The organism is Corynebacterium sp. (assembly GCF_012837295.1).
Lineage (GTDB): Bacteria > Actinomycetota > Actinomycetes > Mycobacteriales > Mycobacteriaceae > Corynebacterium.
Genome location: NZ_DURI01000254.1, coordinates 16517 through 38715, shown reverse-complemented (window position 1 = coordinate 38715; position 22199 = coordinate 16517). Strand labels below are relative to the sequence as shown.

17 protein-coding genes are annotated in these 22199 nt (G+C 69.8%); 7 read left to right on the top strand and 10 right to left on the bottom strand.

The features are described from left to right. The first annotated feature begins 24 nt into the window (after positions 1–24). From whiA to secG, 6 genes are all read left to right on the top strand, one after another. A complete protein-coding gene (whiA, locus tag GX015_RS08395; protein ID WP_291344306.1) occupies positions 25–1008 on the top strand; it encodes a DNA-binding protein WhiA in 984 nt (327 codons plus the stop codon). Between the two features lie 286 nt (positions 1009–1294). Beyond that, on the top strand, positions 1295–2302 hold the full coding sequence (gap, locus tag GX015_RS08390) for a type I glyceraldehyde-3-phosphate dehydrogenase (RefSeq protein ID WP_291344304.1): 1008 nt from the start codon (positions 1295–1297) through the stop codon (positions 2300–2302). 90 nt (positions 2303–2392) lie between these two features. After that, positions 2393–3604, top strand: coding sequence for a phosphoglycerate kinase (locus GX015_RS08385; protein WP_291344303.1), 1212 nt, complete (start codon positions 2393–2395; stop codon positions 3602–3604). An 88-nt stretch (positions 3605–3692) separates the two neighbouring features. Then, the gene (gene tpiA, locus GX015_RS08380; RefSeq protein ID WP_291344301.1) at positions 3693–4475 is read left to right on the top strand and encodes a triose-phosphate isomerase; all 783 of its coding nucleotides are present in this window, start codon (positions 3693–3695) and stop codon (positions 4473–4475) included. Positions 4476–4583: 108 nt separating this feature from the next. Next, positions 4584–7376 (top strand): phosphoenolpyruvate carboxylase, encoded by a 2793-nt coding sequence (gene ppc / locus GX015_RS08375; RefSeq protein ID WP_291344317.1) that lies wholly within the window; start codon positions 4584–4586, stop codon positions 7374–7376. A gap of 221 nt (positions 7377–7597) precedes the next feature. After that, positions 7598–7834: a preprotein translocase subunit SecG gene (gene secG, locus GX015_RS08370; protein WP_046650954.1), complete on the top strand. Its 237-nt coding sequence runs from the start codon at positions 7598–7600 to the stop codon at positions 7832–7834. A gap of 94 nt (positions 7835–7928) precedes the next feature. Here secG and pgl read toward each other — a convergent pair whose 3' ends face one another. The 5 genes from pgl to tkt all read right to left on the bottom strand — a co-directional run bounded on the left by pgl (position 7929) and on the right by tkt (position 14890). Then, the gene (pgl, locus tag GX015_RS08365) at positions 7929–8666 is read right to left on the bottom strand and encodes a 6-phosphogluconolactonase (RefSeq protein ID WP_291344298.1); all 738 of its coding nucleotides are present in this window, start codon (positions 8664–8666) and stop codon (positions 7929–7931) included. After that, entirely contained in the window at positions 8663–9736 is a 1074-nt protein-coding gene (locus GX015_RS08360; RefSeq protein WP_291344296.1) for a glucose-6-phosphate dehydrogenase assembly protein OpcA, read from the bottom strand. Before GX015_RS08360 ends, pgl begins: the two co-directional genes overlap by 4 nt. Before the next feature lie 47 nt (positions 9737–9783). Continuing rightward, a complete protein-coding gene (gene zwf, locus GX015_RS08355) occupies positions 9784–11337 on the bottom strand; it encodes a glucose-6-phosphate dehydrogenase (protein WP_291344294.1) in 1554 nt (517 codons plus the stop codon). Between the two features lie 98 nt (positions 11338–11435). Continuing rightward, positions 11436–12554 (bottom strand): transaldolase, encoded by a 1119-nt coding sequence (gene tal / locus GX015_RS08350; RefSeq protein ID WP_291344292.1) that lies wholly within the window; start codon positions 12552–12554, stop codon positions 11436–11438. A 236-nt stretch (positions 12555–12790) separates the two neighbouring features. Further along, positions 12791–14890 (bottom strand): transketolase, encoded by a 2100-nt coding sequence (gene tkt / locus GX015_RS08345; RefSeq protein WP_291344290.1) that lies wholly within the window; start codon positions 14888–14890, stop codon positions 12791–12793. Positions 14891–15245: 355 nt separating this feature from the next. On the opposite strand from tkt, the gene GX015_RS08340 reads away from it, so the two are divergent. Then, the gene (locus tag GX015_RS08340) at positions 15246–16184 is read left to right on the top strand and encodes a heme o synthase (protein WP_291344289.1); all 939 of its coding nucleotides are present in this window, start codon (positions 15246–15248) and stop codon (positions 16182–16184) included. Between the two features lie 79 nt (positions 16185–16263). Here GX015_RS08340 and GX015_RS08335 read toward each other — a convergent pair whose 3' ends face one another. From GX015_RS08335 to mptB, 5 genes are all read right to left on the bottom strand, one after another. Beyond that, on the bottom strand, positions 16264–17298 hold the full coding sequence (locus tag GX015_RS08335) for a quinone oxidoreductase (RefSeq protein WP_291344287.1): 1035 nt from the start codon (positions 17296–17298) through the stop codon (positions 16264–16266). 73 nt (positions 17299–17371) lie between these two features. After that, the gene (locus GX015_RS08330; RefSeq protein ID WP_291344286.1) at positions 17372–18373 is read right to left on the bottom strand and encodes a COX15/CtaA family protein; all 1002 of its coding nucleotides are present in this window, start codon (positions 18371–18373) and stop codon (positions 17372–17374) included. A gap of 28 nt (positions 18374–18401) precedes the next feature. Further along, positions 18402–19190: an ABC transporter permease gene (locus tag GX015_RS08325; protein WP_291344285.1), complete on the bottom strand. Its 789-nt coding sequence runs from the start codon at positions 19188–19190 to the stop codon at positions 18402–18404. A gap of 1 nt (position 19191) precedes the next feature. Further along, complete coding sequence (locus GX015_RS08320) at positions 19192–20145, bottom strand: ABC transporter ATP-binding protein (protein ID WP_291344284.1); 954 nt, start codon at positions 20143–20145, stop codon at positions 19192–19194. 63 nt (positions 20146–20208) lie between these two features. Continuing rightward, a complete protein-coding gene (gene mptB, locus GX015_RS08315) occupies positions 20209–21891 on the bottom strand; it encodes a polyprenol phosphomannose-dependent alpha 1,6 mannosyltransferase MptB (protein WP_291344283.1) in 1683 nt (560 codons plus the stop codon). Between the last annotated feature and the right edge of the window lie 308 nt (positions 21892–22199).

Below are 22199 nucleotides of genomic sequence, written 5' to 3'. Positions count from 1 at the left end.
CGCCGATGTGAGGAGATTGGCCCCATGGCTTTGACGCCCAAGGTGAAGGACGAGCTGGCGCGCGTGCCGGTCCAGCAGGAGAGCGCGCAGTCGGCGGAGGTGGCCGCGATGCTGCGGTTCGCCGGTGGCCTCCATCTCGTGGCCGGGCGCATCGTCATCGAGGCGGAACTCGATTCGGGTGCCGTCGCTCGCCGATTGCGCGGCATGATCGACTCGCTCTTCGGCCACGAACCCGAACTGCAGGTGCTCAGCCCGGGCGGGCTGCGCAAGTCCGCCCGCTACATCGTGCGCGTCGCGGACGGAGGGGAAGACCTCGCCCGCCGCACCGGCCTCGTCGACCGCTCCGGCCGCCCCGTGCGCGGATTGCCCCCGAAGGTCATCGGCGGCACCGTCCTCGACGCCGAGGCCGCGTGGCGCGGAGCGTTCCTCGCGCATGGCTCCCTCACGGAGCCGGGCCGGTCGTCGGCCCTCGAAGTGACCTGCCCCTGCCCGGAGGCCGCGCTCGCGCTGGTGGGCTGCGCCCGGCGTCTCGGCATCGCCGCCAAGAGCAAGGAGACGCGCGGGGGAGACCGGGTGGTCATCCGCGACGGCGAGGCCATCGGCGCGCTGCTCACGCGCATGGGCGCGCAGACCACCCGCCTGGAGTGGGAAGAGCAGCGCATGCGCCGGGAGGTGCGCGCCACCGCCAATCGCCTGGCCAACTTCGACGACGCCAACCTCCGCCGGTCCGCTCGGGCCGCGGTCGTGGCCGCCGCCCGCGTCGAGCGTGCGCTGGCGATTCTCGGCGACGACGTCCCCGAACACCTGGTCACCGCCGGCGAATTGCGGGTGGCGCACCGCCAGGCGTCGCTGGAGGAGCTCGGCCAGCTGGCCAATCCGCCGATGACGAAGGACGCGGTGGCCGGGCGCATCCGCCGCCTGCTGTCCATGGCGGACCGCCGAGCGGCGGACACGGGCATCCCCGACACGTCCTCCGTCGTCACGGACGACCTCTTCGACGAGGAATAGGGGCCGGAGCCGGGTGGGGGCGGCGTCGCAAAGCAACCCCCGCGCACCCGGCATTCCACCGGGGCAACCGGCGACGCCCATCCCCGAATCCCCTCCTTGGCACCGGATCAGGCCCAAACGGGCATGTTCCGGGCACGACATGTCCGTTGGTGAGGCGTCTCACTTGAATCGGGCATTCCACCCCTGCGGATCGGCGGAACCACACGTACAATTCCTAAGTGAACCAGTTGGCCCGGACCACGGGCCAAAGGGCAATTCTTAGCCGATTCCTTTGGAGGAGATCATCGTGACGGTTCGTGTAGGCATCAACGGCTTCGGTCGCATCGGACGCAACTTCTTCCGCGCTGCGGTCGCGCAGGGCGCCGACCTGGAGATCGTGGCGGTCAATGACCTGACCGACAACAAGACGCTGGCCCACCTGCTCAAGTACGACTCGATCATGGGCAAGCTCGACGCCGAGGTCACCTACGACGACGAGTCCATCACCGTCGACGGCAAGCGCATCATCGCGTGGGCCGAGCGCGATCCGAAGAACCTGAAGTGGGGCGAGAACGACGTCGACATCGTCGTCGAGTCCACCGGCTTCTTCACCGACGCCGAGGCCGCCAAGGCCCACATCGACGGTGGCGCCAAGAAGGTCATCATCTCCGCCCCGGCCAAGAACGAGGACGCGACCTTCGTCGTCGGCGTGAACCACACCGACTACGACCCGGAGAAGCACAACATCATCTCCAACGCGTCCTGCACCACCAACTGCCTGGCCCCGATGGCAAAGGTTCTCGACGACGAGTTCGGCATCGAGCGTGGCCTGATGACCACCATCCACGCCTACACCGGTGACCAGCGCCTGCACGACGCCCCGCACTCGGACCTGCGCCGCGCCCGCGCCGCCGCCCTGAACATCGTCCCGACCTCCACGGGCGCCGCCAAGGCCGTCGCCCTGGTCCTGCCGCAGCTGAAGGGCGTCCTGGACGGCTACGCGCTGCGCGTCCCGACCCCGACCGGCTCCGTCACCGACCTCACCTTCACCGCGAAGAAGGAGGTCTCGGTCGAGGCCGTCAACGCCGCGATCAAGAAGGCCGCCGAGTCCGAGGCGCTGGCCGGCGTCCTGGGCTACAACGAGGACCCGATCGTCTCCAAGGACATCGAGGGCGACCCGCGTTCCTCCATCTTCGACGCGCCGCTGACCAAGGTCATCGGCGACCAGGTCAAGGTCGTCTCCTGGTACGACAACGAGTGGGGCTACTCCTGCCGCCTCGTCGACCTCTCCGTCTACGTCGGCGAGCGCCTCTAAGCTCTCCGTTTCACCCACGACCCCAGGGCCGGGGTGTGCCCGCGGGCGCACCCCGGCCCTGGGGCTTTATCAAACGAAGGAAGCAACGAAATGACCGTCAAGACCCTGCAGGATCTCCTCGACGAGGGCGTCGAGGGCCGTTACGTCCTGGTCCGCTCCGACCTCAACGTCCCGCTGAAGGACGGCTCGATCACCGACCCGGGCCGCATCGACGCGTCGGTGCCGACCCTGAAGGCCCTGTCCGACGCCGGCGCCAAGGTCGTCGTCACCGCCCACCTGGGCCGCCCGAAGGGCGAGGTCAACCCGGACCTGTCCCTGGCGCCGGTCGCCGAGGCGCTGTCCGAGCGCCTGGACCGCTACGTCGCCGTCGCCGGCGACGTGTCCGGCGAGGACGCCCACGAGCGCGCCAACGGCCTGACCGACGGTGACGTCCTGCTGCTGGAGAACATCCGCTTCGACGCCCGCGAGACCTCCAAGGACGAGTCCGAGCGCGAGGCCTTCGCCGCCGAGCTCGCGGCCCTGGTGCCGGAGGGCGCGTTCGTGTCCGACGGCTTCGGCGTGGTCCACCGCGCGCAGGCGTCCGTGTACGACGTCGCCAAGAAGCTGCCGCACTACGCCGGCGGCCTGGTCCAGTCCGAGCTCGAGGTGCTGCGCAAGGTCGGCGAGACCCCCGAGAAGCCCTACGCCGTGGTGCTGGGCGGCTCGAAGGTGTCCGACAAGCTCGGGGTCATCGAGGCCCTCGCCCCGAAGGTCGACTACCTGATCATCGGCGGCGGCATGTGCTTCACCTTCCTCGCCGCGCAGGGCCATTCCGTGGGCAACTCGCTGCTGCAGGACGAGATGATCGACACCTGCAAGGACCTGCTGGACAAGTACGGCGACCAGATCGTCCTGCCGACCGACGTGGTCGTCGCCTCCGAGTTCGCGGCCGACGCCGACCACAAGGTCGTCGCCGCCGACGCCATCCCGGAAGGGTGGATGGGCCTGGACGTCGGACCGGAGTCCGCGAAGGCCTTCGCCGAGAAGCTCGCCGACACCAAGACGGTCTTCTGGAACGGCCCGATGGGCGTGTTCGAGATGGACGCCTTCGCCAACGGCACCCGCTTCGTCGCCCAGGCGATCATCGACGCAACCCGCGACAACGGTTGCTTCTCGGTCGTCGGCGGCGGCGACTCCGCCGCGGCCGTGCGCACCCTCGGCCTCGACGAGGACGGCTTCAGCCACATCTCCACCGGCGGCGGCGCCTCCCTCGAGTACCTTGAGGGCAAGGACCTCCCCGGCGTGCAGGTGCTCGAGTCCTAGCACCGGCCCACCCGCGGGCGGCGCGCGCGAACGCCGCGCCGCCCGCACCCCCCAATTCGTTTAACCACCTCAGGAAGTGACACCCACCATGGCTCGCAAGCCCCTCATCGCCGGCAATTGGAAGATGAACCTCAACCACCTGGAGGCCATCGGCGTCGTGCAGAAGCTCGCCTTCGCCCTGCCGAAGGAGTACTACGACAAGGTCGACGTCGCGGTCATCCCGCCGTTCACGGACATCCGTTCCGTGCAGACCCTGGTGGAGGGCGACAAGCTGGCCGTGACCTACGGCGCGCAGGACGTCTCCGTTCACGACTCGGGCGCGTACACCGGCGAGATTTCCGCCGCCATGCTGTCCAAGCTGGGCTGCCGCTGGGTCGTCGTCGGCCACTCCGAGCGCCGCGAGATGCACGGCGAGGATGACGCGCTGGTGGCCAAGAAGGCCAAGGCCGCGCTGAAGGCCTCCATGGCCCCGATCGTGTGCGTCGGCGAGCCGCTGGAGGTCCGCGAGGCCGAGAAGCACGTCGAGCACGTCGTCGAGCAGGTCAAGGGCTCGCTCGAGGGCCTGTCGGAGGCGGACCTGGAGAAGGTCGTCATCGCCTACGAGCCCGTGTGGGCCATCGGCACCGGCAAGGTCGCGTCCTCCGCGGACGCGCAGGAGGTCTGCAAGGCCATCCGCGAGACCGTCGCCGAGCTGGGCGGCGAGAAGCTGGCCAAGGACATGCGCATCCTCTACGGCGGTTCCGTGAAGGCGGAGAACGTCGCCGACATCGTCGGCCAGCCCGACGTCGACGGCGGCCTGGTCGGCGGTGCGTCGCTGGACGGCGAGGCCTTCGCCAAGCTGTCCGCCCTGGCCGCGGACGCGGTCAAGTAACTCGGCCGGCCCGCGCCGCAGACGTCACGCCCCGGCAACGTTCCATCGTTGGTCCGGGGCGTTTCGCACTGTGAGCGGCTTTACGACGCTGATGCGGTACCCGACATGATGGGAGATTCGACGATGGTGGACCAGGGCACGAAGAAGACGAGCGACGAAACGTTGCGCGACGACATCCGGCATTTGGGCCGGATCCTCGGCGACGTGATCCGGGAACAGGAGGGCGTCGAGGTCTTCGATCTGGTCGAGAACGCCCGCCGGACGGCATTCCGCCTGCACAGGGGGGAGTCGGAGATCGATGAGCTGACCGGGCTGTTCCGCGACATCGATCCGGCGGAGGCCACCCCGATCATCCGCGCCTTCACGCACTTCGCGCTGCTGGCGAACCTCGCGGAGGACCTCCACGAAGAGCGCCTTCTCGAGCTGGGGCTGGACGCCGGCGAGCCGCCGCGCGATTCCACGCTCGAGGCGACGTGGGAGAAGCTGCGGGAGGCGCACGTCCCGGGTGCCGAGCTGTCGGCGATGATGAACGCGGCCGAGGTCGTTCCGGTGCTCACCGCCCATCCGACGGAGACCCGCCGCCGCACCGTTTTCGACGTTCAGAAGCACATCGGGTCCTCGATGCGGGAGCGCCACGCGATCCTCGACTCTCCGCGCACGGCGCGGACCGACGCGAAACTCGAGGAGCTGGACCTGGAGATCCGCCGGCGCATCATGACGCTCTGGCAGACCGCGCTGATCCGCATGAATCGCCCCGACATCCGTGACGAGGTCGAGGTGGGCCTGCGCTACTACCAGCTGTCGTTGTTGGAGACGGTGCCGAAGCTCAACCGCGACGTCGTCGCCGCGATGCGCGAACTGGGCGGCCCGGATGTGCCCGAAACCCCGGTGGTGCGCATGGGTTCCTGGATCGGCGGCGACCACGACGGCAACCCGTTCGTCACCGAGGAGGTCGTGCGCTACGCGACGGACCGCGCCGCGGCGACGATCCTGCGCCACTACGTCAAGCAGCTCCATTCGCTCGAGCGCGAGCTGAGCTTCTCCGACCGCCTCACCCAGGTGTCGGTGGATCTGGTGGAGCTGGCCAACCGCGGACAGAATGACGTCCCCAACCGGGTCGACGAGCCCTACCGCCGCGCCGTCCACGGGATCCGCGGCCGCGTGGCGGCCACGGCCATCTCTCGCCTCGGCCAGTCCGTGGTGGAAGGGGACTGGTCGGACCACGAGCCGTACTCGTCCGTCGCGGAAATGCGCGCGGACCTGGACATCGTCGAGGCATCGTTGCGACGCAGCCACGACGACCTCATCGCCGATCACCGGCTGGCGGACATTCAGGGCGCCACCGACGTCTTCGGCTTCCACCTGTATTCCCTCGACCTGCGCCAGAACTCGGAGAGCCACGAGGACATCCTCACCGAGCTGTTCCGGCTGTCGGGGGTCGCGGAGGACTACCGGTCCCTGCCCGAGCGCCGGCGCGTCGAGATCCTCCTGTCCGAGCTCGCCTCGGCCCGGCCGCTCATCCCGCGCGGCGTCACCCTGTCCGAGGTCACCGAACGCGAGCTGGGCATCATGCGGGCCGCCGCGGACGCGGTCGAGGCCTACGGCCCCGAGGTCGTCCCGCACTGCATCATCTCCATGTGCTCGTCGGTCTCGGACCTGCTCGAGCCGATGATCCTGCTCAAGGAGGTTGGCCTCATTTCCGTGGAGGACGGCGTCCCCGGCGGCACCGTCGACGTCATCCCGCTGTTCGAGACCATCGAGGATCTGCAGGCCGGTGCCTCCGTGCTGCGCGAGGCGTGGGACGTCCCGCTCTACCGCCGCTACGTCGCGTCCCGCGGCGACCTCCAGGAGGTCATGCTGGGCTACTCGGACTCCAACAAGGACGGCGGGTACTTCGCGGCGAACTGGGCGCTCTACGATGCCGAGACCGCCATCGCCAAGGCCGCCCGTGAAGAGGGGGTGCGCCTGCGCCTGTTCCACGGCCGTGGCGGCACGGTGGGCCGCGGCGGCGGCCCCTCCTACGACGCGATCCTCGCCCAGCCGAAGGGCGCGGTGCAGGGGTCGGTGCGCATCACCGAGCAGGGCGAGATCATCTCCGCGAAGTACGGCCATCCGGTCGCGGCCCGCCGCAATCTGGAGGCCCTGGTCTCCGCGACGATCGAATCGACGCTGCTGGATCTGGAGGACTTCAACGACCAACATCGCGCCTACCAGGTGATGTCCGAGATTTCGGAGCGCTCCCGCGACGCCTACTCGGCGCTGATGCACGAAGATCCCGGCTTCATCGAATTCTTCGAGACCTCGACGCCGGTCGGCGAGATCGGCAGCCTCAACATCGGTTCGCGTCCGTCGTCGCGCAAGCAGACCACGTCGATCTCGGACTTGCGCGCCATCCCGTGGGTGCTCGCGTGGTCGCAGCAACGGTCGATGGTCCCCGGTTGGTTCGGGGTGGGCACCGCCCTGCGCGAGTGGATTGGCGACGACGAGGATGGTTCGCGTCTGGAGGAGCTCCGCGAGCTCAACCGCTCCTGGCCCTTCTTCGAGTCGGTGCTGTCGAACATGGCGCAGGTCATGTCGAAATCCGATCTGGCGTTGGCGAAGCTCTACGCCGACCTGGTCTCCGACCGCGAGGTCGCCGACCGGATCTTCGGCCGCATTCGCGAGGAGTACGAGCTGACGCTGGAGATGTTCATGAAGGTCACCGGTTACTCGTCGCTGCTGGAGGACAACCCTCTGCTGGCGCGTTCGGTGGACATGCGCTTCCCGTACCTCATGCCGCTCAACGCCATCCAGCTGGAGATGCTGCGCCGCTACCGTGCCGGCGACGCCCGCGACAAGGTGCGCCGGGGCATCCAGCTGACCATGAACGGCCTGGCGACGGCGCTGCGCAACTCCGGTTAGGCCGGGCGGCCGGTCCGCTCCAGCCGACTCCAGCCGACTCCGACTGGGTCGGACCCCGCCCCGCCGACACCGGCCACCCGTACTTCGCGGACGCGCCGGACCGTCGGCTGCGCGGCCGGCGGCCGGTGCGGTATCCTGGTCAGTTGATCGCGGGTTCGGCCGTAGCCGGACCCGCCCCACAATCCACCTGCTTCAACGTCGAGATCCGTAGGGAAGTGCGCGTGTACCTCGCCATCCAGATCGTCCTGGTCATCACCTCCGTGTTGATGTCCCTGTTCGTCCTGCTCCACAAGGGCAAGGGCGGCGGCCTGTCCAGCCTCTTCGGCGGCGGCATGCAGTCGAACCTCTCCGGTTCGACGGTGGTGGAGAAGAACCTCGACTACGTCACCATCATCACGGCCATCCTGTGGCTGGCGTCGATCGTGCTGCTGGGCCTGTTCCAGGCCTTCAACTGGTAGGGGTTCCACGGACTTCCGCTTCACGACGAAACGGGCCCGGGCGGTGTTCACCGCCCGGGCCCGTTTTCGCGTCCGACGCGAGAGCTCACTTCGCCTACAGCATCGACGCCGCGGCCTCGTCGACGAAGACGATGGTCTCGGAGACGCCGCGGACGCCGGCGGCGGGCCAGTCGGCGGGGTCGGCGCCATCGGCGATGGCCTTGGCCGCCTCGGCCTTGGCCTCGCCGGAGACGAGCAGCCACACGCGCTCGCTGGCGTTGACCGCCGGCAGCGTCAGGGAGACGCGGGTCGGCGGGGGCTTCGGGCAGTCGCGGACCTCGACGACGGTGCGCTCGGTCTCGGCGATGGCCGGGGTGTGGGGGAACAGGGAGTTGACGTGTCCCTCGGGTCCCATGCCCAGCAGGTGCAGATCGAAGCCATTGGGGGCGTGCATGGCCAGGATGTCCGCGTAGGCGTCGGCCGCGCAGACCGGATCCTCGAGGTACGCGCCGCCGGAGGGGGCGATGGGGAAGATGTACGACTCGGGGATGTCCACGTGATCGAAGAGGGCCTCCCGGGCCTGCCCGACGTTGCGGTCCGGGGACTCTTCGGGCACGAAGCGCTCGTCGCCGAAGAAGACCATGACGCGGCCCCAATCGACGCCACCGGAGTCGGCTGCCAGTGCGGCCAACAGGCCGATGCCGGCGCCGCCGCCGGTCACGGCCACGCGGGCGATCCCGTCATCGCCCTGCGCCGCCGTGACGACGTCGACGAAGCGGGCGCGGGCGGCCTCGACCAGGGCGTCCTGGTCGGCGTGGCGGGAAAACTCGGGCGCGGGGGCGCTTTCGGTCATCGGGAAGACTCCTCGGGGTCGTGGACGGTCGCGGAAGACGAAGGGCGGACGGCGGCGGACGGGCCGTCGTCAAGCTCGGTCTCGCGCTGCTCGGCCTCCTCGATGGTCATCCGGCGGATGCGGCCCAAACCGCGCAGGGCGCGGGCGTAGGCGGCGTCGGGGTCGAGGTGGCGCAGCTCCTCCGCCAGGCAATCGACGGTCGTGCGTCGCGACAGCGCCACCTTGAACGACGGGCGGCCCGTGATGGTCACGCAGGCGGTCGAAGCGTTCTCCACCTCCACGACGACGTCGGTGCACTCGCCCTCGTCGCCACGGCGGACCAGAGTCACCTTCGTCACCGGCGGCTTGGCCGCGCCATCGGCGTCGAGCGGCACCTCCGGCTCATCGGTGACCACGCGCAGCACCGGCGCGGCCAGGCGATCGGCGAGCCAGCCGGCGGCGAGATCCACCGACGGATCCTCGCCCGGGCCCTCGATACGGGCCGACGTGATCTTGCCGTGCGGCGGGAAATCCAGCGCCGAGGCCAGCACGCCCCGCCACGCCGTCAGGCGCGACCACGACAGATCCGAATCGCCCGGCGTGTAGCCGGTGCGACGCGTGTACACGGCGTTGGCGTCCGGATCCGCCAGCGAGTCGGTGATGCGGCGCTGCGCGATCTGGCCGATCGGCGTCGCGGCGGGCACCTGCGGCGGCGTCGACGGCCACCACGCCACCACCGGGGTGTCCGGCAGCAGCAGGGGAGTGACGATCGCCTCCGGGTGCGCCCCGACCTCGCCCTCCAGATGCATGACGACGACCTCCGCGGCACCCGCTTCGCCGCCCAACCGGAGTTCGGCGTCCAGGCGGTTCCCCCCGCGCGGCTCGCCGGCGACGAGCACCAGCACGCGCGCCGGGTGCTCGCGGGACACGTTGTTGACGGCCTTGATGATGGACTCGAGGTCATCGTCGCGCTGGGCGAGCACGATGAGCGTGAGCACGCGGCCGGTGGTGACGATGCCGCCCGTCTCGCGGAGGGTCACCAACTGGCGGGCGATGACCCGCGTGTCGGTGTCGGGCAGATTGATGATCATTGGCACGGTGATTCCTTTCCTGGTACCTGTTTCGCCTGTCCCGCCCGTCAGGGACGGCGCCAGGTGCGGCCTTCGCGCTCGAGCATCCGGTCGGCCGACGCCGGCCCCCACGTGCCCGCGGGGTACTCGTCGGGCTGGCCGCGCTTGCCCCAGTAGTCGATGACCGGGTCGAGGATCTTCCACGACAGCTCGACTTCCTCGTTGGTGGGGAAGAGGCTGGCCTCGTCGAGGAGCGCGTCGAGGATCAGCCGCTCGTAGGCCTCCGGCGACTGCTCGGTGAACGACTCCGAGTAGGAGAAGTCCATGTTGACGTCGCGGACCTCCATGGTCGAACCCGGCACCTTCGAACCGAAGCGCATGAGCACGCCTTCGTCGGGCTGGACGCGGATGACCATCGCGTTCTGGCCGAGCGCCGTGGTCATGGTGTCGGCGAACGGCAGGTGCGGCGCCGACTTGAACACCAGGGCGATCTCCGTGACGCGGCGGCCCAGGCGCTTGCCCGTGCGCACGTAGAACGGCACGCCCGCCCAGCGGCGGGAATTGATCTGCAGGGTGCACGCCGCGTAGGTCTCGGTGGTCGACTCGGGGTCGAAGCCCTCCTCTTCGCGCAGGCCCTTGACGTAGTGGCTGCCCTGCCAGCCGGCGGAGTACTGGCCGCGCGCCGTGGTCTTCGACAGCGGTCGCACCGGCTCGGTGGCGCGCAGGACCTTGATCTTCTCGGCCTGCAGTTCCTCCGGGGTGAAGGCGACCGGCTCCTCCATGGCGACCAGAGCCAGCAGCTGGAGCAGGTGGTTCTGGATCACGTCGCGGGCGGCGCCGATGCCGTCGTAGTAGCCGGCGCGGCCGCCCAGGCCGATGTCCTCCGCCATGGTGATCTGCACGTGGTCGACGTAGTGCGAGTTCCACAGCGGGTCGAACAGCTGGTTGGCGAAGCGCATGGCCAGGATGTTCTGCACCGTCTCCTTGCCCAGGTAATGGTCGATGCGGAACACCGACTTCTCCGGGAACACCGAGTTGACGATCTGGTTGAGCTCCTGCGCCGACTCGAGGTCATGGCCGAACGGCTTCTCGATGACCACGCGGCGCCAATTCTCCTCGCCCGCCTGCGCCAGGCCGGCGCGATCGAGCTGGTGGCACACGTCCGGGAAGTTGTCCGGCGGAATGGACAGGTAGTACGCCCAGTTGCCGGCGGTGCCGCGCGAGGCGTCGAGCTCCGCGAGCTTGTCCGCCAGGCGATCGAAGGCCTCGTCGTCGACGAAGGTGCCCTGGACGAAGTGGATGCCCTCCGCCAGGCGCTGCCACACGTTCTCGCGGATCGGCGTGCGGGCGCCGGCCTCGACGGCCTCGCGCACGTAGTTCTCGAAGTACTCCTTCGACCACTCGCGGCGGCCGTAGCCGACCAGTGCGAAGGACGCGGGCAGCAGGCCGCGGTTGGCCAGGTCGTAGATGGCCGGCAGCAGCTTCTTGCGGGCCAGGTCGCCGGTGACGCCGAAAATGACCATGCCGCCGGGGCCGGCGATGCGGGGGAGTCGCTTGTCCTGCGGGTCGCGCAGGGGATTGGTCCAATCGTCGGCGATGGCGCCGGAGATGTCAGAGGTCACTGAAGTTCTTTCGGAGAGGGATGGGGGCGAAGACGGGTGATCGGCGGCGCCGGCGGAACCGCGTGGTCCCGCCGGCGCCGCCGCCGAGGATCGGGCGACTAGCCGCGGATTTCCCGCAGCCGGCCGTCGATGGAGTCCAGCAGCTCCTGCCAGGAGTCGACGAACTTCTCCACGCCCTCGCGCTCCAGGACCGCGAAGACGTCGTCGAGATCGATGCCGGCCGCGGAGATCTCGTCCATCGTCCGCTGAGCCTCTTCACCGTAACCGGACAGGGTGTCGGTCACGCCGTCGAGGTCGGCGTCGGCGGTCGCGCGCAGCGTCTTCTCCGGCATGGTGTTGACGGTGTGCGGGCCGGCCAGCTCGGTGACGTAGAGGGTGGCGGGGTAATCCGGGTTCTTTACGCCGGTCGACGCCCACAGCGGGCGCTGCGCGTTGGCGCCGGCCTGCGACAGCGGAGCCCAGCGCTCGGAGTCGTCGCCGAAGGCCTTCTCGAACTCGGCGTAGGCCAGGCGGGCGTTGGCGACGCCGGCCTTTCCGCGCAGCTCCAGGGCCTCGCCGCCGATGGCCTCGAGGCGCTTGTCGATCTCGGTGTCGACGCGCGAGACGAAGAACGAGGCCACGGAGTGGATCTGCGGCAGGTCCCGCCCATTCTCCTTGGCGCGCTCGATGCCGGTGATGAAGGCGTCGACGACCTGGCGGTAGCGCTCGAGGGAGAAGATGAGGGTGACGTTGACGCTGATGCCGTCGGCGAGCGCGTCGGACACGGCCGGCAGGGAAGCGTCGGTCGCGGGGATCTTGATCATCGCGTTGGACTTGCCCACGCGCTCCCACAGCTGGCGCGCCTGCGCGATGGTCTCGTCGTAATCGTCGGCGTAGCGGGGATCGACCTCGATGGAGACCCGGCCGTCGGCGCCGCCGGTGCGGGCGGAGACGTCGGCGAGTTCGTCGCACGCGCGGCGGACGTCGTCGATGGCCATGGTGAACACGGTCTCGGCGGCGTCGGCGCCGGAGGCGGCGAGCTCGCGCAGCTGCGCGTCGTAGGCGTCGCCGGTGGTCATGGCGGAGGAGAAGATCGCCGGGTTGGTGGTCACGCCGACCACGGCGTACTCGTCGACCAGGGACTTCAGCTCACCGCCGTCGAGTCGCTGGCGGGAGAGATCGTCGAGCCACGCCGAGGTGCCGGCGGTGGCGAGTGCATCGAGATTGGGATTGGTCATCGTTGCCCTTCCATTTCCTTGTTCGTCTTCGGTTTCAGTATTCGGATGTGTTCGTGATCTACAAGCGTTGGCGCCGGTTGCGGTTCGCGCCCGCGCTTCTCCGAGCTCGCCGCTCCTTGCTTGACGACGCCCATGCGGCTCCCACGTTAGCGTCGCCAAGCAGAAGCCGCCCCGGCGCGAGAGGCGACCGGGGCGGCGGGAACGAACTGCCGGGGAGACCCCGCGGCGCCGGGAAGCTACTCGGCGGCGGCGAGCGACTCGCGGGCCGCGGCGACGACGGCCTCGGTGGTCATGCCGAACTCGTCGAACAGGCGCTGGTACGGGGCCGAGGCGCCGAAGTGCTCGATGGACACGGCGCGGCCGGCGTCGCCCAAGTACTTGTGCCACGGCATCGCGATGCCGGCCTCGACGGACACGCGGGCGCGCACGGACTTCGGGAGCACCGACTCGCGGTACTCGTCGTCCTGCTGGTCGAACCAGTCGAGCGACGGGGCGGAGACGACGCGGGCCTTGACGCTCTCGCCGGCCAGCACCTCGGCGGCCTCGACGGCCATCTGGACCTCGGAGCCCGTGGCCATCAGGATGACGTCCGGGGCACCGCCCTCGGCCTCGACCAGGACGTAGGCGCCGCGGCGCACGCCCTCGGCGGCCTTCTCCTTGGTGCCCTCGAGCACCGGGACGTTCTGGCGGGTCAGGGCCAGGGCCTTCGGGCCGGCCGGGCCCTCGAGCGCGGCGACCCACGCGGCGGCGGTCTCATTCGCGTCCGCCGGGCGCAGGGTGGTCATGCCCGGCATGGCGCGCAGGGTGGCCAGCTGCTCGATCGGCTGGTGCGTCGGGCCGTCCTCGCCGAGACCGATGGAGTCGTGCGTCCACACGTACAGCGGCGAGATGTCCATCAGCGACGCCAGGCGGACCGCCGGGCGCATGTAGTCGGAGAAGATGAGGAACGTGCCACCGTACGGGCGGGTGCCGCCGTGCAGGGCGATGCCGTTGAGGATCGAGCCCATGGCGTGCTCGCGGATGCCGAAGTGCAGGTTTCGGCCGTACGGGTGGGTGGTCCACGTGTCGGTGGTGATCTCCTTCGGGCCGAACGACGGCTCGCCCTTGATCACGGTGTTGTTCGAGCCGGCGAGGTCGGCCGAGCCGCCCCACAGCTCCGGCAGGGTCTTGCCCAGGGCCTGCAGCGCGGCCTCGGAGGCCTTGCGGGTGGCCACGCCCTTGGCGTCCGGCTCCCACGACGGCATCTCGTCGGCGTAGCCCTCGGGCAGCTCGCCGGCGGTGAGGCGATCGAACAGCTCCTTGCCCTCCGGGTTCGCCTCGGCCCACTCGTCGAAGGACTTCTGCCAGGCCTCGCGGTCCTCGGCGGAACGGTCGGCGACGGCGCGGGTGTGCGCGATGACCTCGTCGGAGACCTCGAAGGTCTGCTCCGGGTCGAAGCCGAGCTCCTTCTTGATCAGCGCGATTTCCTCGTCGCCGAGCGCCGCGCCGTGCGAGGCGCCGGTGTTCATGGCGTTGGGGGCCGGGTAGGCGATGACGGTGCGGACGCGGATGAACGTCGGGCGCTGAGTGTCGGCCTTGGCCTCCTCGACGGCGCGCTCGATCGCCGCGACGTCCTCGCCGCCGTCGACCTCGATGACCTGCCAGCCGTAGGCGCGGTAGCGGTCGGCGACGTTCTCGGTGAAGGCGATGGTGGTGTCGTCCTCGATGGAGATGCCGTTGTCGTCCCAGAAGACGATGAGGTTGCCCAGCTGCTGGGTGCCCGCGATGGAACCGGCCTCGGCGGTGACGCCCTCCTGGATGTCGCCGTCGGAGGCGATGACGTAGATGTGGTGGTCGAACGGCGACTGGCCGGCCGGGGCCTCCGGGTCGAACAGGCCGCGCTCGCGGCGGGCGGCCATCGCCATGCCCACGGCGGAGGCGAGGCCCTGGCCCAGCGGCCCGGTGGTGATCTCCACGCCGTCGGTGTGGCCGTACTCCGGGTGGCCCGGGGTCAGCGAGCCCCAGGTGCGCAGGGCCTTGATGTCGTCGAGCTCCAGGCCGAAACCGGCCAGGTACAGCTGGATGTACTGCGTCAGCGAGGAGTGGCCGCAGGAGAGCACGAACCGGTCGCGGCCGGCCCACTTCGGGTTCTTCGGGTCGAGTCGCATCACGCGCTGGTACAGGGTGTAGGCCAGCGGCGCGAGGCTCATGGCGGTGCCGGGGTGGCCGGACCCGCACTTCTGCACGGCGTCGGCGGCCAGCACTCGGACGGTGTCGACGGCCCGGGTGTCCAGGTCGGTCCAGTCCGAGGGGTAATTCCGCACGACGCGGGCCTGCAGCTCGGGGGAGAGGGTCACGGTGAAAGCTCCTGATTCTCGCTCGCGAATGATTTCCGTTTCATTGTAGGCCGAACACCGGACGGTTCCGGGGCCACTCGCGCGGGAACTATTGGCAACTTGCGGGCACCGGTTCCGGCCCCGGGGAGTCGCCGCCGGGCCCGCGCGAGCCTCGGGAGGGGGCTCCGCGACGCAACTCACGTGGCGGCACGCGCCCCCGGTGCCCACCGGGGCATGCGGCAGGCGCTACCATTGCCGGGTCCGGACCATCGGTGCCCCGTGCGCCGCCGAGCCCGGAGATTTCCGTGACGTCGCAGAAGGACCGGGAACTTTTCGCCCGTCCCATCCGACCGATTGGGTTGGAGCTTCAACTCATGTGAGAGGAACCCCTTTGCTGGACACCGTCAAGGCGTACGTGGCTCTGACCAAGCCCCGGGTGATCGAGCTGCTTCTGGTCGCCGCGATTCCGGCGATGCTGCAGGCCGATCGCGGCAAGGTCCACGTCGGTCTCATCCTCCTCACCCTGGTGGGCGGCTGGATGGGCGCCGCGGCCGCGAACACGTTCAACATGGTCGCGGATTCGGACATCGACAAGGTGATGAACCGCACGCGCAAGCGCCCGCTCGCTCGCCAGTCGGTGAGCAACCGCAACGCGATGATCTTCGGTTCGGTGCTCACCGTGGCCAGTTTCCTGTGGCTGTGGCTGCTGTGCGATTCGCTGCTGGCAGGCGTGTTCATCCTCCTGACCATCGCGTTCTACGTGTTCGTGTACACGATGTGGCTCAAGCGCCGCACGGACCAGAACGTGGTGTGGGGCGGCGCCGCCGGCTGCATGCCGGTGCTCGTGGGCTGGGCCGTGATCACGGACAACGCCCCGGACGTCACGGGGTGGCTGCATTGGTGGCAGGCGATCGTCCTGTTCCTGGTCATCTTCTTCTGGACGCCTCCGCACACGTGGGCGCTGGGCCTGAAGTACCGCGAGGATTACGAGGCCGCGGGCGTGCCCATGATGCCGGTGGTCCGCCCGCCGCTGTACGTCACGGTGCGCATCATCGCCTACACCCTGGCCACGGTGCTGACCACGTTCCTGCTCATTCCCGCGACCGGCTGGGTCTACCTGGTCGTGTCCGTCCTGGCGGGCGTCTGGTTCATGTGGGGCGCCATCGCGCTGCACAAGTCGGTGAAGGCCGGCGGCGAGATCAAGCCGATGAAGCTGTTCCTGCTGTCCAACAACTACCTCGCGCTGGTGTGCGTGGGCCTGTCCGTCGATGCGGTGCTCGGCCTGCGGACCGTCGCCGAGATGCTCGGCTTCTAGCCCCTTCACGCGCGAACCCTCCCGGACCATGGCGGTCGCGGGAGGGTTTTCGCGTTGCGGGGCCCGTGCTTGACGACGCCTACGGCACCAGCACCACCGATCCCGTCGTGGACCGCGCCTGCAGTGCCCGATGCGCCGCGTCGGCGTCGGCAAGCGGGAAGCGGTCCCCGACGCGGACCCGCAGCGTGCCGTCCGCGATGCGCCCCAGGACGTCGGCGGCGCGGGCGGTGAGTTCGGCGCGATCGCGGATGAAGTGGCGCAGGTGGGGGCGCGTGAGGGACAGCGAGCCGTGTTCGTTGAGCTTCTGGGGGTCCATCGGCGGGACCGCCCCCGAAGCGGCGCCGAAGAGCGCCACGAGGCCGCGGACGCGCGCGCAGCGCAGCGAATCGTCGAAGGTGGCCGCGCCGACCCCGTCGAAGACGACGTCGGCGCCGGGGCCGAACGGGGAATCGTCGCCGGTCCAATCGCGGATGCGGGCGGGGAAATCGTCGTCGTAACGCAGGACCAGGTCCGCGCCCGCCTCCCGGGCCAATTCCTCCTTCGCGTCCGAGGACACGACCGAAGCGACCCGCGCGCCCGCCGCGACGGCGAGCTGCGTGAGCAAAAGCCCCACGCCGCCCGCGCCGGCGGTGAGCAGGACCGTATCGCCGGGGGAGAGCCGACCGACGTCGTGGACCAGGAAATGGGCGGTCAGACCCTGGAGCAGAACGGAGGCCGCGACGTCGTCGGGGATGCCGTCGGGCATCGCGATGAGCGAGTCGGCGGGCACGACGACCTGCTCCGCGTAGGAGTCCGGCGCGTTGCACCACGCGACGCGATCGCCGACCGACCAGGCGCCGTCGGCATCGGCGTCGTCGGCGGTTGCGGCGTCGTCGGCAGCGTCTCCCACGACGCCCTCGCCGAGCGCGATGATGCGGCCGACTCCCTCCGATCCGGGGGTGAACGGCAGCGGCCGGGGATAGATGCCCTCCCGCTGGTACACGTCGGTGAAGTTGACGCCGACCGCGTCCACCGAAACGAGGACCTCCCCGGTGCCCGGGACGGGGTCGGGGAGGTCCTCGCGGAAGATCAGGTGGTCGGGGCCGCCGAAGGACTCGATGATGATTCCGCGCATGCGGCCAGACTACCGGCGGGGCGCCGCAGCCCGAGGCTCGGGAGCGGGGCGCGTGCCGCGCACCGGCAGGGCGTTAGGCGGCGACCTTCGCCTTGGCGGAATTGTGCTCCGCATCCCCGGCCGGAGAACCGGTGGCCGTGGCGGTGCCGCCCGCGTGGCGCCAACCCAGCTGCCACAGCACGGCGGTGACCGCCGTCAGCGCGACGGAGCCCGCCACGTGGACCGGCACGAGGGCCTCGGGGACGCCGGCCCAGTACTGGACCATGCCGACCGCGCCCTGGGCGAGGATCAGCGCCACCAGCCACCAGCCCCACTTGCGCAGCCCCTGGTCCGCCTTCATGGCGATCAGCGCGACGACCAGGCCGATGGACATGCCGAGGTACAGGTACATGAAGCCCGCGTGGACGTGGGACAGCTCGATGATCGGCAGCTGCAGGCGGTCCTCCGGGGAAATCGAGGCGTCGCCCGCATGGGGGCCGGCGCCGGTGACCATGGTGCCGGTGACCAGCGTCGCGGTCAGCGCCAGAGCGGAAGCCCCGGCGAGATCGCGGAGCGGCTTGGCGTAGATGCGCACGGGATGGCCGTCGTCGGGTTCCTGCACCTTGACGTAGAGCATGCCGGCCAGCCACACCAGGACGATGGTGGCCAGGAAGTGCAGGCCGACGGAGTACCAGGTCAGGTCGACCAGCACCGAAATGCCGCCGATGACGGCCTGCACGATGATGCCCAGGCCGTTGAGGAACGCCAGCCACAGGATGGCCTTGCGCCGCCCGGCCCGCAGCACGGCGAGGAACATGATCAGCGTCAGCGCGGCGAGCACGAAAGTCAGCAACCGGTTGCCGAACTCGATGGCCTGGTGGATCCAGGGGGCCGCGCCCGCAACCGGCGTGAAGCTGCCCTCGTGGCACTGCGGCCAGGTGTCGCAGCCGAGACCGGAGCCGGTCACGCGGACGATCGAGCCGGTGACGGCGATGCCCGCCTGGGCGATGAGCACGAGCAGGGCGATCACCCGCTGTTGGGCGATCGTCGGCAGAGGCAGGAAGGACAGGGGGAGTTTACGGTCGGCGTCGCTCACGCCTTCCCACCTTACCCCCCGGGGTTCGCTAATCCCCCTTGGCCTCGAACCTGAACAGACGTGTCGCCGCGATGGCGCACACGGCGCCCCAGGCGACGAGGATCGCGAGCGGGAACCAGGCCAAACGGCCGTCGAAGGCGGCTATCAGAGACTCGGTGAGCGCCACCGACGGCAGCACCGACAGGGCCATCCGTGCGCCGTCGCCGAGCTCCGGCCCGACGGCGACGAACGTGGCCGCGCCGAGCAGGATGAACCAGATCAGATTGGCCAGCCCGAGGATCAGCTCCGCGCCCAGAGTGCCGCCCATGAGCAGTCCCATCGAGGTGAAGGCGGTCGTGCCGATCATCGTGACCACGTAGGCCAGGAGGAACGCGGTGACGGGCGCGCGGTAGCCGAGCGCGAGCGCGGCCGCGGAGAAGATGAGGAACTGCGCCGTGACCATGATCGCCACGGCAGCCGCCTTGCCCGCGATGATCCCCCATTTCGGCAGCGCGGAAGCGCCGATGCGTTTGAGCGCGCCGTACCTGCGGTCGAAGCCGACGGCGATCGCCTGGCCGGTGAAACCCGACGACATGGTCGCCACGGCGAGCACCATGGGAAACACCGTGATGATCGGATCCTCGCGGCCGAGCACCGGCACCAGGGTGAAGCCGACGAGCATCGCCAACGGGATGATCATGGTCAGCAGCATCTGCTCGCCGTGGCGCCAAATCAGCGTCGATTCCAGCTTGGTCTGGGAAGCCAGCACGCGGCCCATCGGCGCGCGCTTCGGGGCGGGGGCGAAGGTGCCCTCCGGGAACCGGGTCGTGGGGGCCATGTCAGTTCCTCATCTCTCGGCCGGTGATGTCGAGGAACACGTCCTCGAGGCTTCGCCTGGCCACGCGCAATTCGGAGACCAGGACGTCGTGGTCGGCGCACCAACCGGTCATCGCGGCGATCCCGCGGGGACTGGCGGCGCCGGTGACCCGGTAGCGATTTGGGCCGGTGGACTCCACCGCGATCTCCGGTCCGTCGCCGCCGGCTCCGCGCAAATGCGCTGCCAGAGATTCGGCGTCGATGGCCCGATCGACTTCGAGGACCGCGGCCTGCGTCGAGGTGCCGGCCGTGATGTCGGCCGTCGTGCCAGAGGCGACGGCGCGGCCGCGATCGATGATCAGCACGTCGTCGGCCAGGGCTTCGGCCTCGTCCATCAAGTGGGTGGTGAGCACGACCGTGACGCCGTCGCGCCGCAGCGAATTGACCAGATCCCACACCGCCAGCCGCGACTGCGCGTCGAGGCCGGCCGTGGGTTCATCCAGGAACACCAGCTCCGGCCGCCCCACCAAAGCGCACGCCAGCGACAGCCGCTGCTGCTGGCCACCGGACAGCCTGCGATACGAGGTGCGTCGGTGACGGGACAGGCCGACGACGTCGAGAAGCCAATCCACGTCCAACGGATCGGCGGAGTACGACGCCACGAGCTCGACCATTTCGCCGACCCGGACGCCCGGATACGCCCCGCCGCCCTGCAGCATGATGCCGATTCGCGAGCGCAGCTCGTCCGTGTCCCGCATCGGATCGAGACCCAGCACGCGGACCTCGCCGCCATCCGGGCGCACGAAGCCCTCGCACATCTCGACGGTGGTCGTCTTGCCGGCGCCGTTGGGCCCGAGCAGGGCGAGGACGCGGCCGCGCCGGAGGGAAAGATCCAGCCCGTCGACGGCGGTGACGTCGCCGAAGCGCTTGGTCACGCCGGTCAGCTCCAGCGCCGGGGAGTCGATGTTCCTGGTCACGAAAGCTCATACTAGGCGAGCGCCCCGAGGGCCGGACCGGCCGGGGCTCGCCCCGGTGCCCGATCAGCGCAACCGGAACACCTTCGTGCGCCACGACACCGCGAAGACCACGGCCATGACGACGGCGAAGGCGGCCACGGAACCGAGATAGATCTGCACGACCGTGCCCGGCGGCAGACCCAGCCCGCGGGGCAGGACGGTGAGGCTGAACACCGCCGAGTAGGCGACGACGGCCCACCGGAACTGGGACCGGTTCGCCCAGCCCGACAGCGGCACGAGCGCCCACAGCAGATACCAGGGATGGACCACCGGGAAGAGCAGCACCAGGGCGAACATGGCCAGCCCGTAGCCGCCGAGCGGGTGGATGCGGCCGCGGAACGTCGCCCACAGCATGCGCAGCAGCCAGGCGACCGCGAGCAGGATGCCCAGGCCCCGGGTCAGCGCGAGCGCCGCTTCGGAAACGTCGCCGATGCCCAACACGCGGCCCGCGAAACCGGCGGCGATGCCCAGCAAGGTGGGCAGCGACATCCACGACCGCACCGTCGCGGCGCCGCCCTGGCTGGTGATCCACCCGAAACCGAGGCCGGAGGCCAGGCACACGGAAACGATGGTGACCGCGGCGAATGCGGCGGTGCAGGCGGCTGCGCGGACCACGGAGAACGTCGTGAAGCCGAAGCGCCGGGCCAGCGCCATGCCGACGAAACCGAGGGCGACGAAACCCGTCACCTTGACCATGCCCGCCAACGAGATGAGAGCGACGCCGCCCGCGAACAGGAGCCACCCCCTGCGGGACAGTGCGGGTGCGCGGGGTTCGACGGGCTGGTCGGGCGTTCCCGGGATCGGTTTGCCGTGCAGCGCGACCAGGCACAGCTCCAGGCCGGACAGGAGCAGTGCGAGAAGCAGGGCCTCGTTGTGCACGCCGCCGACCAGATGCAGCAGGGTCAGGGGATTGAGCACGCCGAGCCACAGCGCGAACTGTGGGCTGACGCCGCACCGCAGCGCCAGTCGCACCAGCGCCCACGCGACGACGTACAGCGAGATGACCGCCACGATCCGGTGCAGGAACACCGACGGCAGCACCGCGTCGCCGGTGGCGGCCGAAATGGCCCACGCGCCGATCATCGCCGTTGGACCGTAGGGGCTGGGGGAGTTCGACCAGATCAACGGCACCGATCGGGCCAGCGGGTCCTCCGCGCCGAGGAGTTCGACGGGGCCGGCTGCATACGGGTCCATGCCGCGATCCACGACCGCGCCCTGGGCGAGATAGGAATAGATGTCCTGGGTGAACAGCGGGGCGGTGAAGATGAGGGGGATGACCCACCCCGCGAACGTGCGAACGAGCATGCCCGTATCCACCGACGACACCCTGGTGCGGGCGCCCGCCGCGACGAATGCGCCGACGCCGAGCCAGGCGACGATGAGCATCCCGATTCCGGTGAACGTGACGATCGTCGTGGAAATGAGCATCCGGCCGAGCATCGACCCGATGGACGTCTGCCAGAACATGTTGCCGACCACCGGCGTGGCGCCCGCGCCGACGCCGCCGACCATCACGAGGATCGCGCCGAGCGTGCCGAGCCACCGCAGCCACGTGAAGCGGCGCAGTTCCCGGTGATCGACGCGGAAAGCCAGTGGAGACTCGACGCCGCGGTGCAGCGAGGCCGACCGCGAACCGGCGCGGCCGATGCGCGGCAACGCGTCGATGATCCAGCGGGCGGAGCCGCCGCGAAGGGGAGTCTCTGGCACGGGTAGAGTCTAACCGTTGGCGCACGGGGCCCGGTTCGGCGTGGCGCAGAAGCGATGTCGGCCGCGGCCGGGAGAGGGCCCGCCGCCGCGATCGCGGGCGAGCAATCCGACTATCAAACGACCGGATCGAACATTGTTCATTCGATCGGTGCGGCCATCATCGCTGGTGCGGGACACGCCGGGCGGGGGCGTTGGACATCTGGTGCGATTTACGGAACACTCGTGTTGTCTAATACCCGGAAGCCACCGGGTGCGGACCCACTCACGGGCCGGGCAGAAGCGATCGCCCGCCCCGCAACACACGGGAG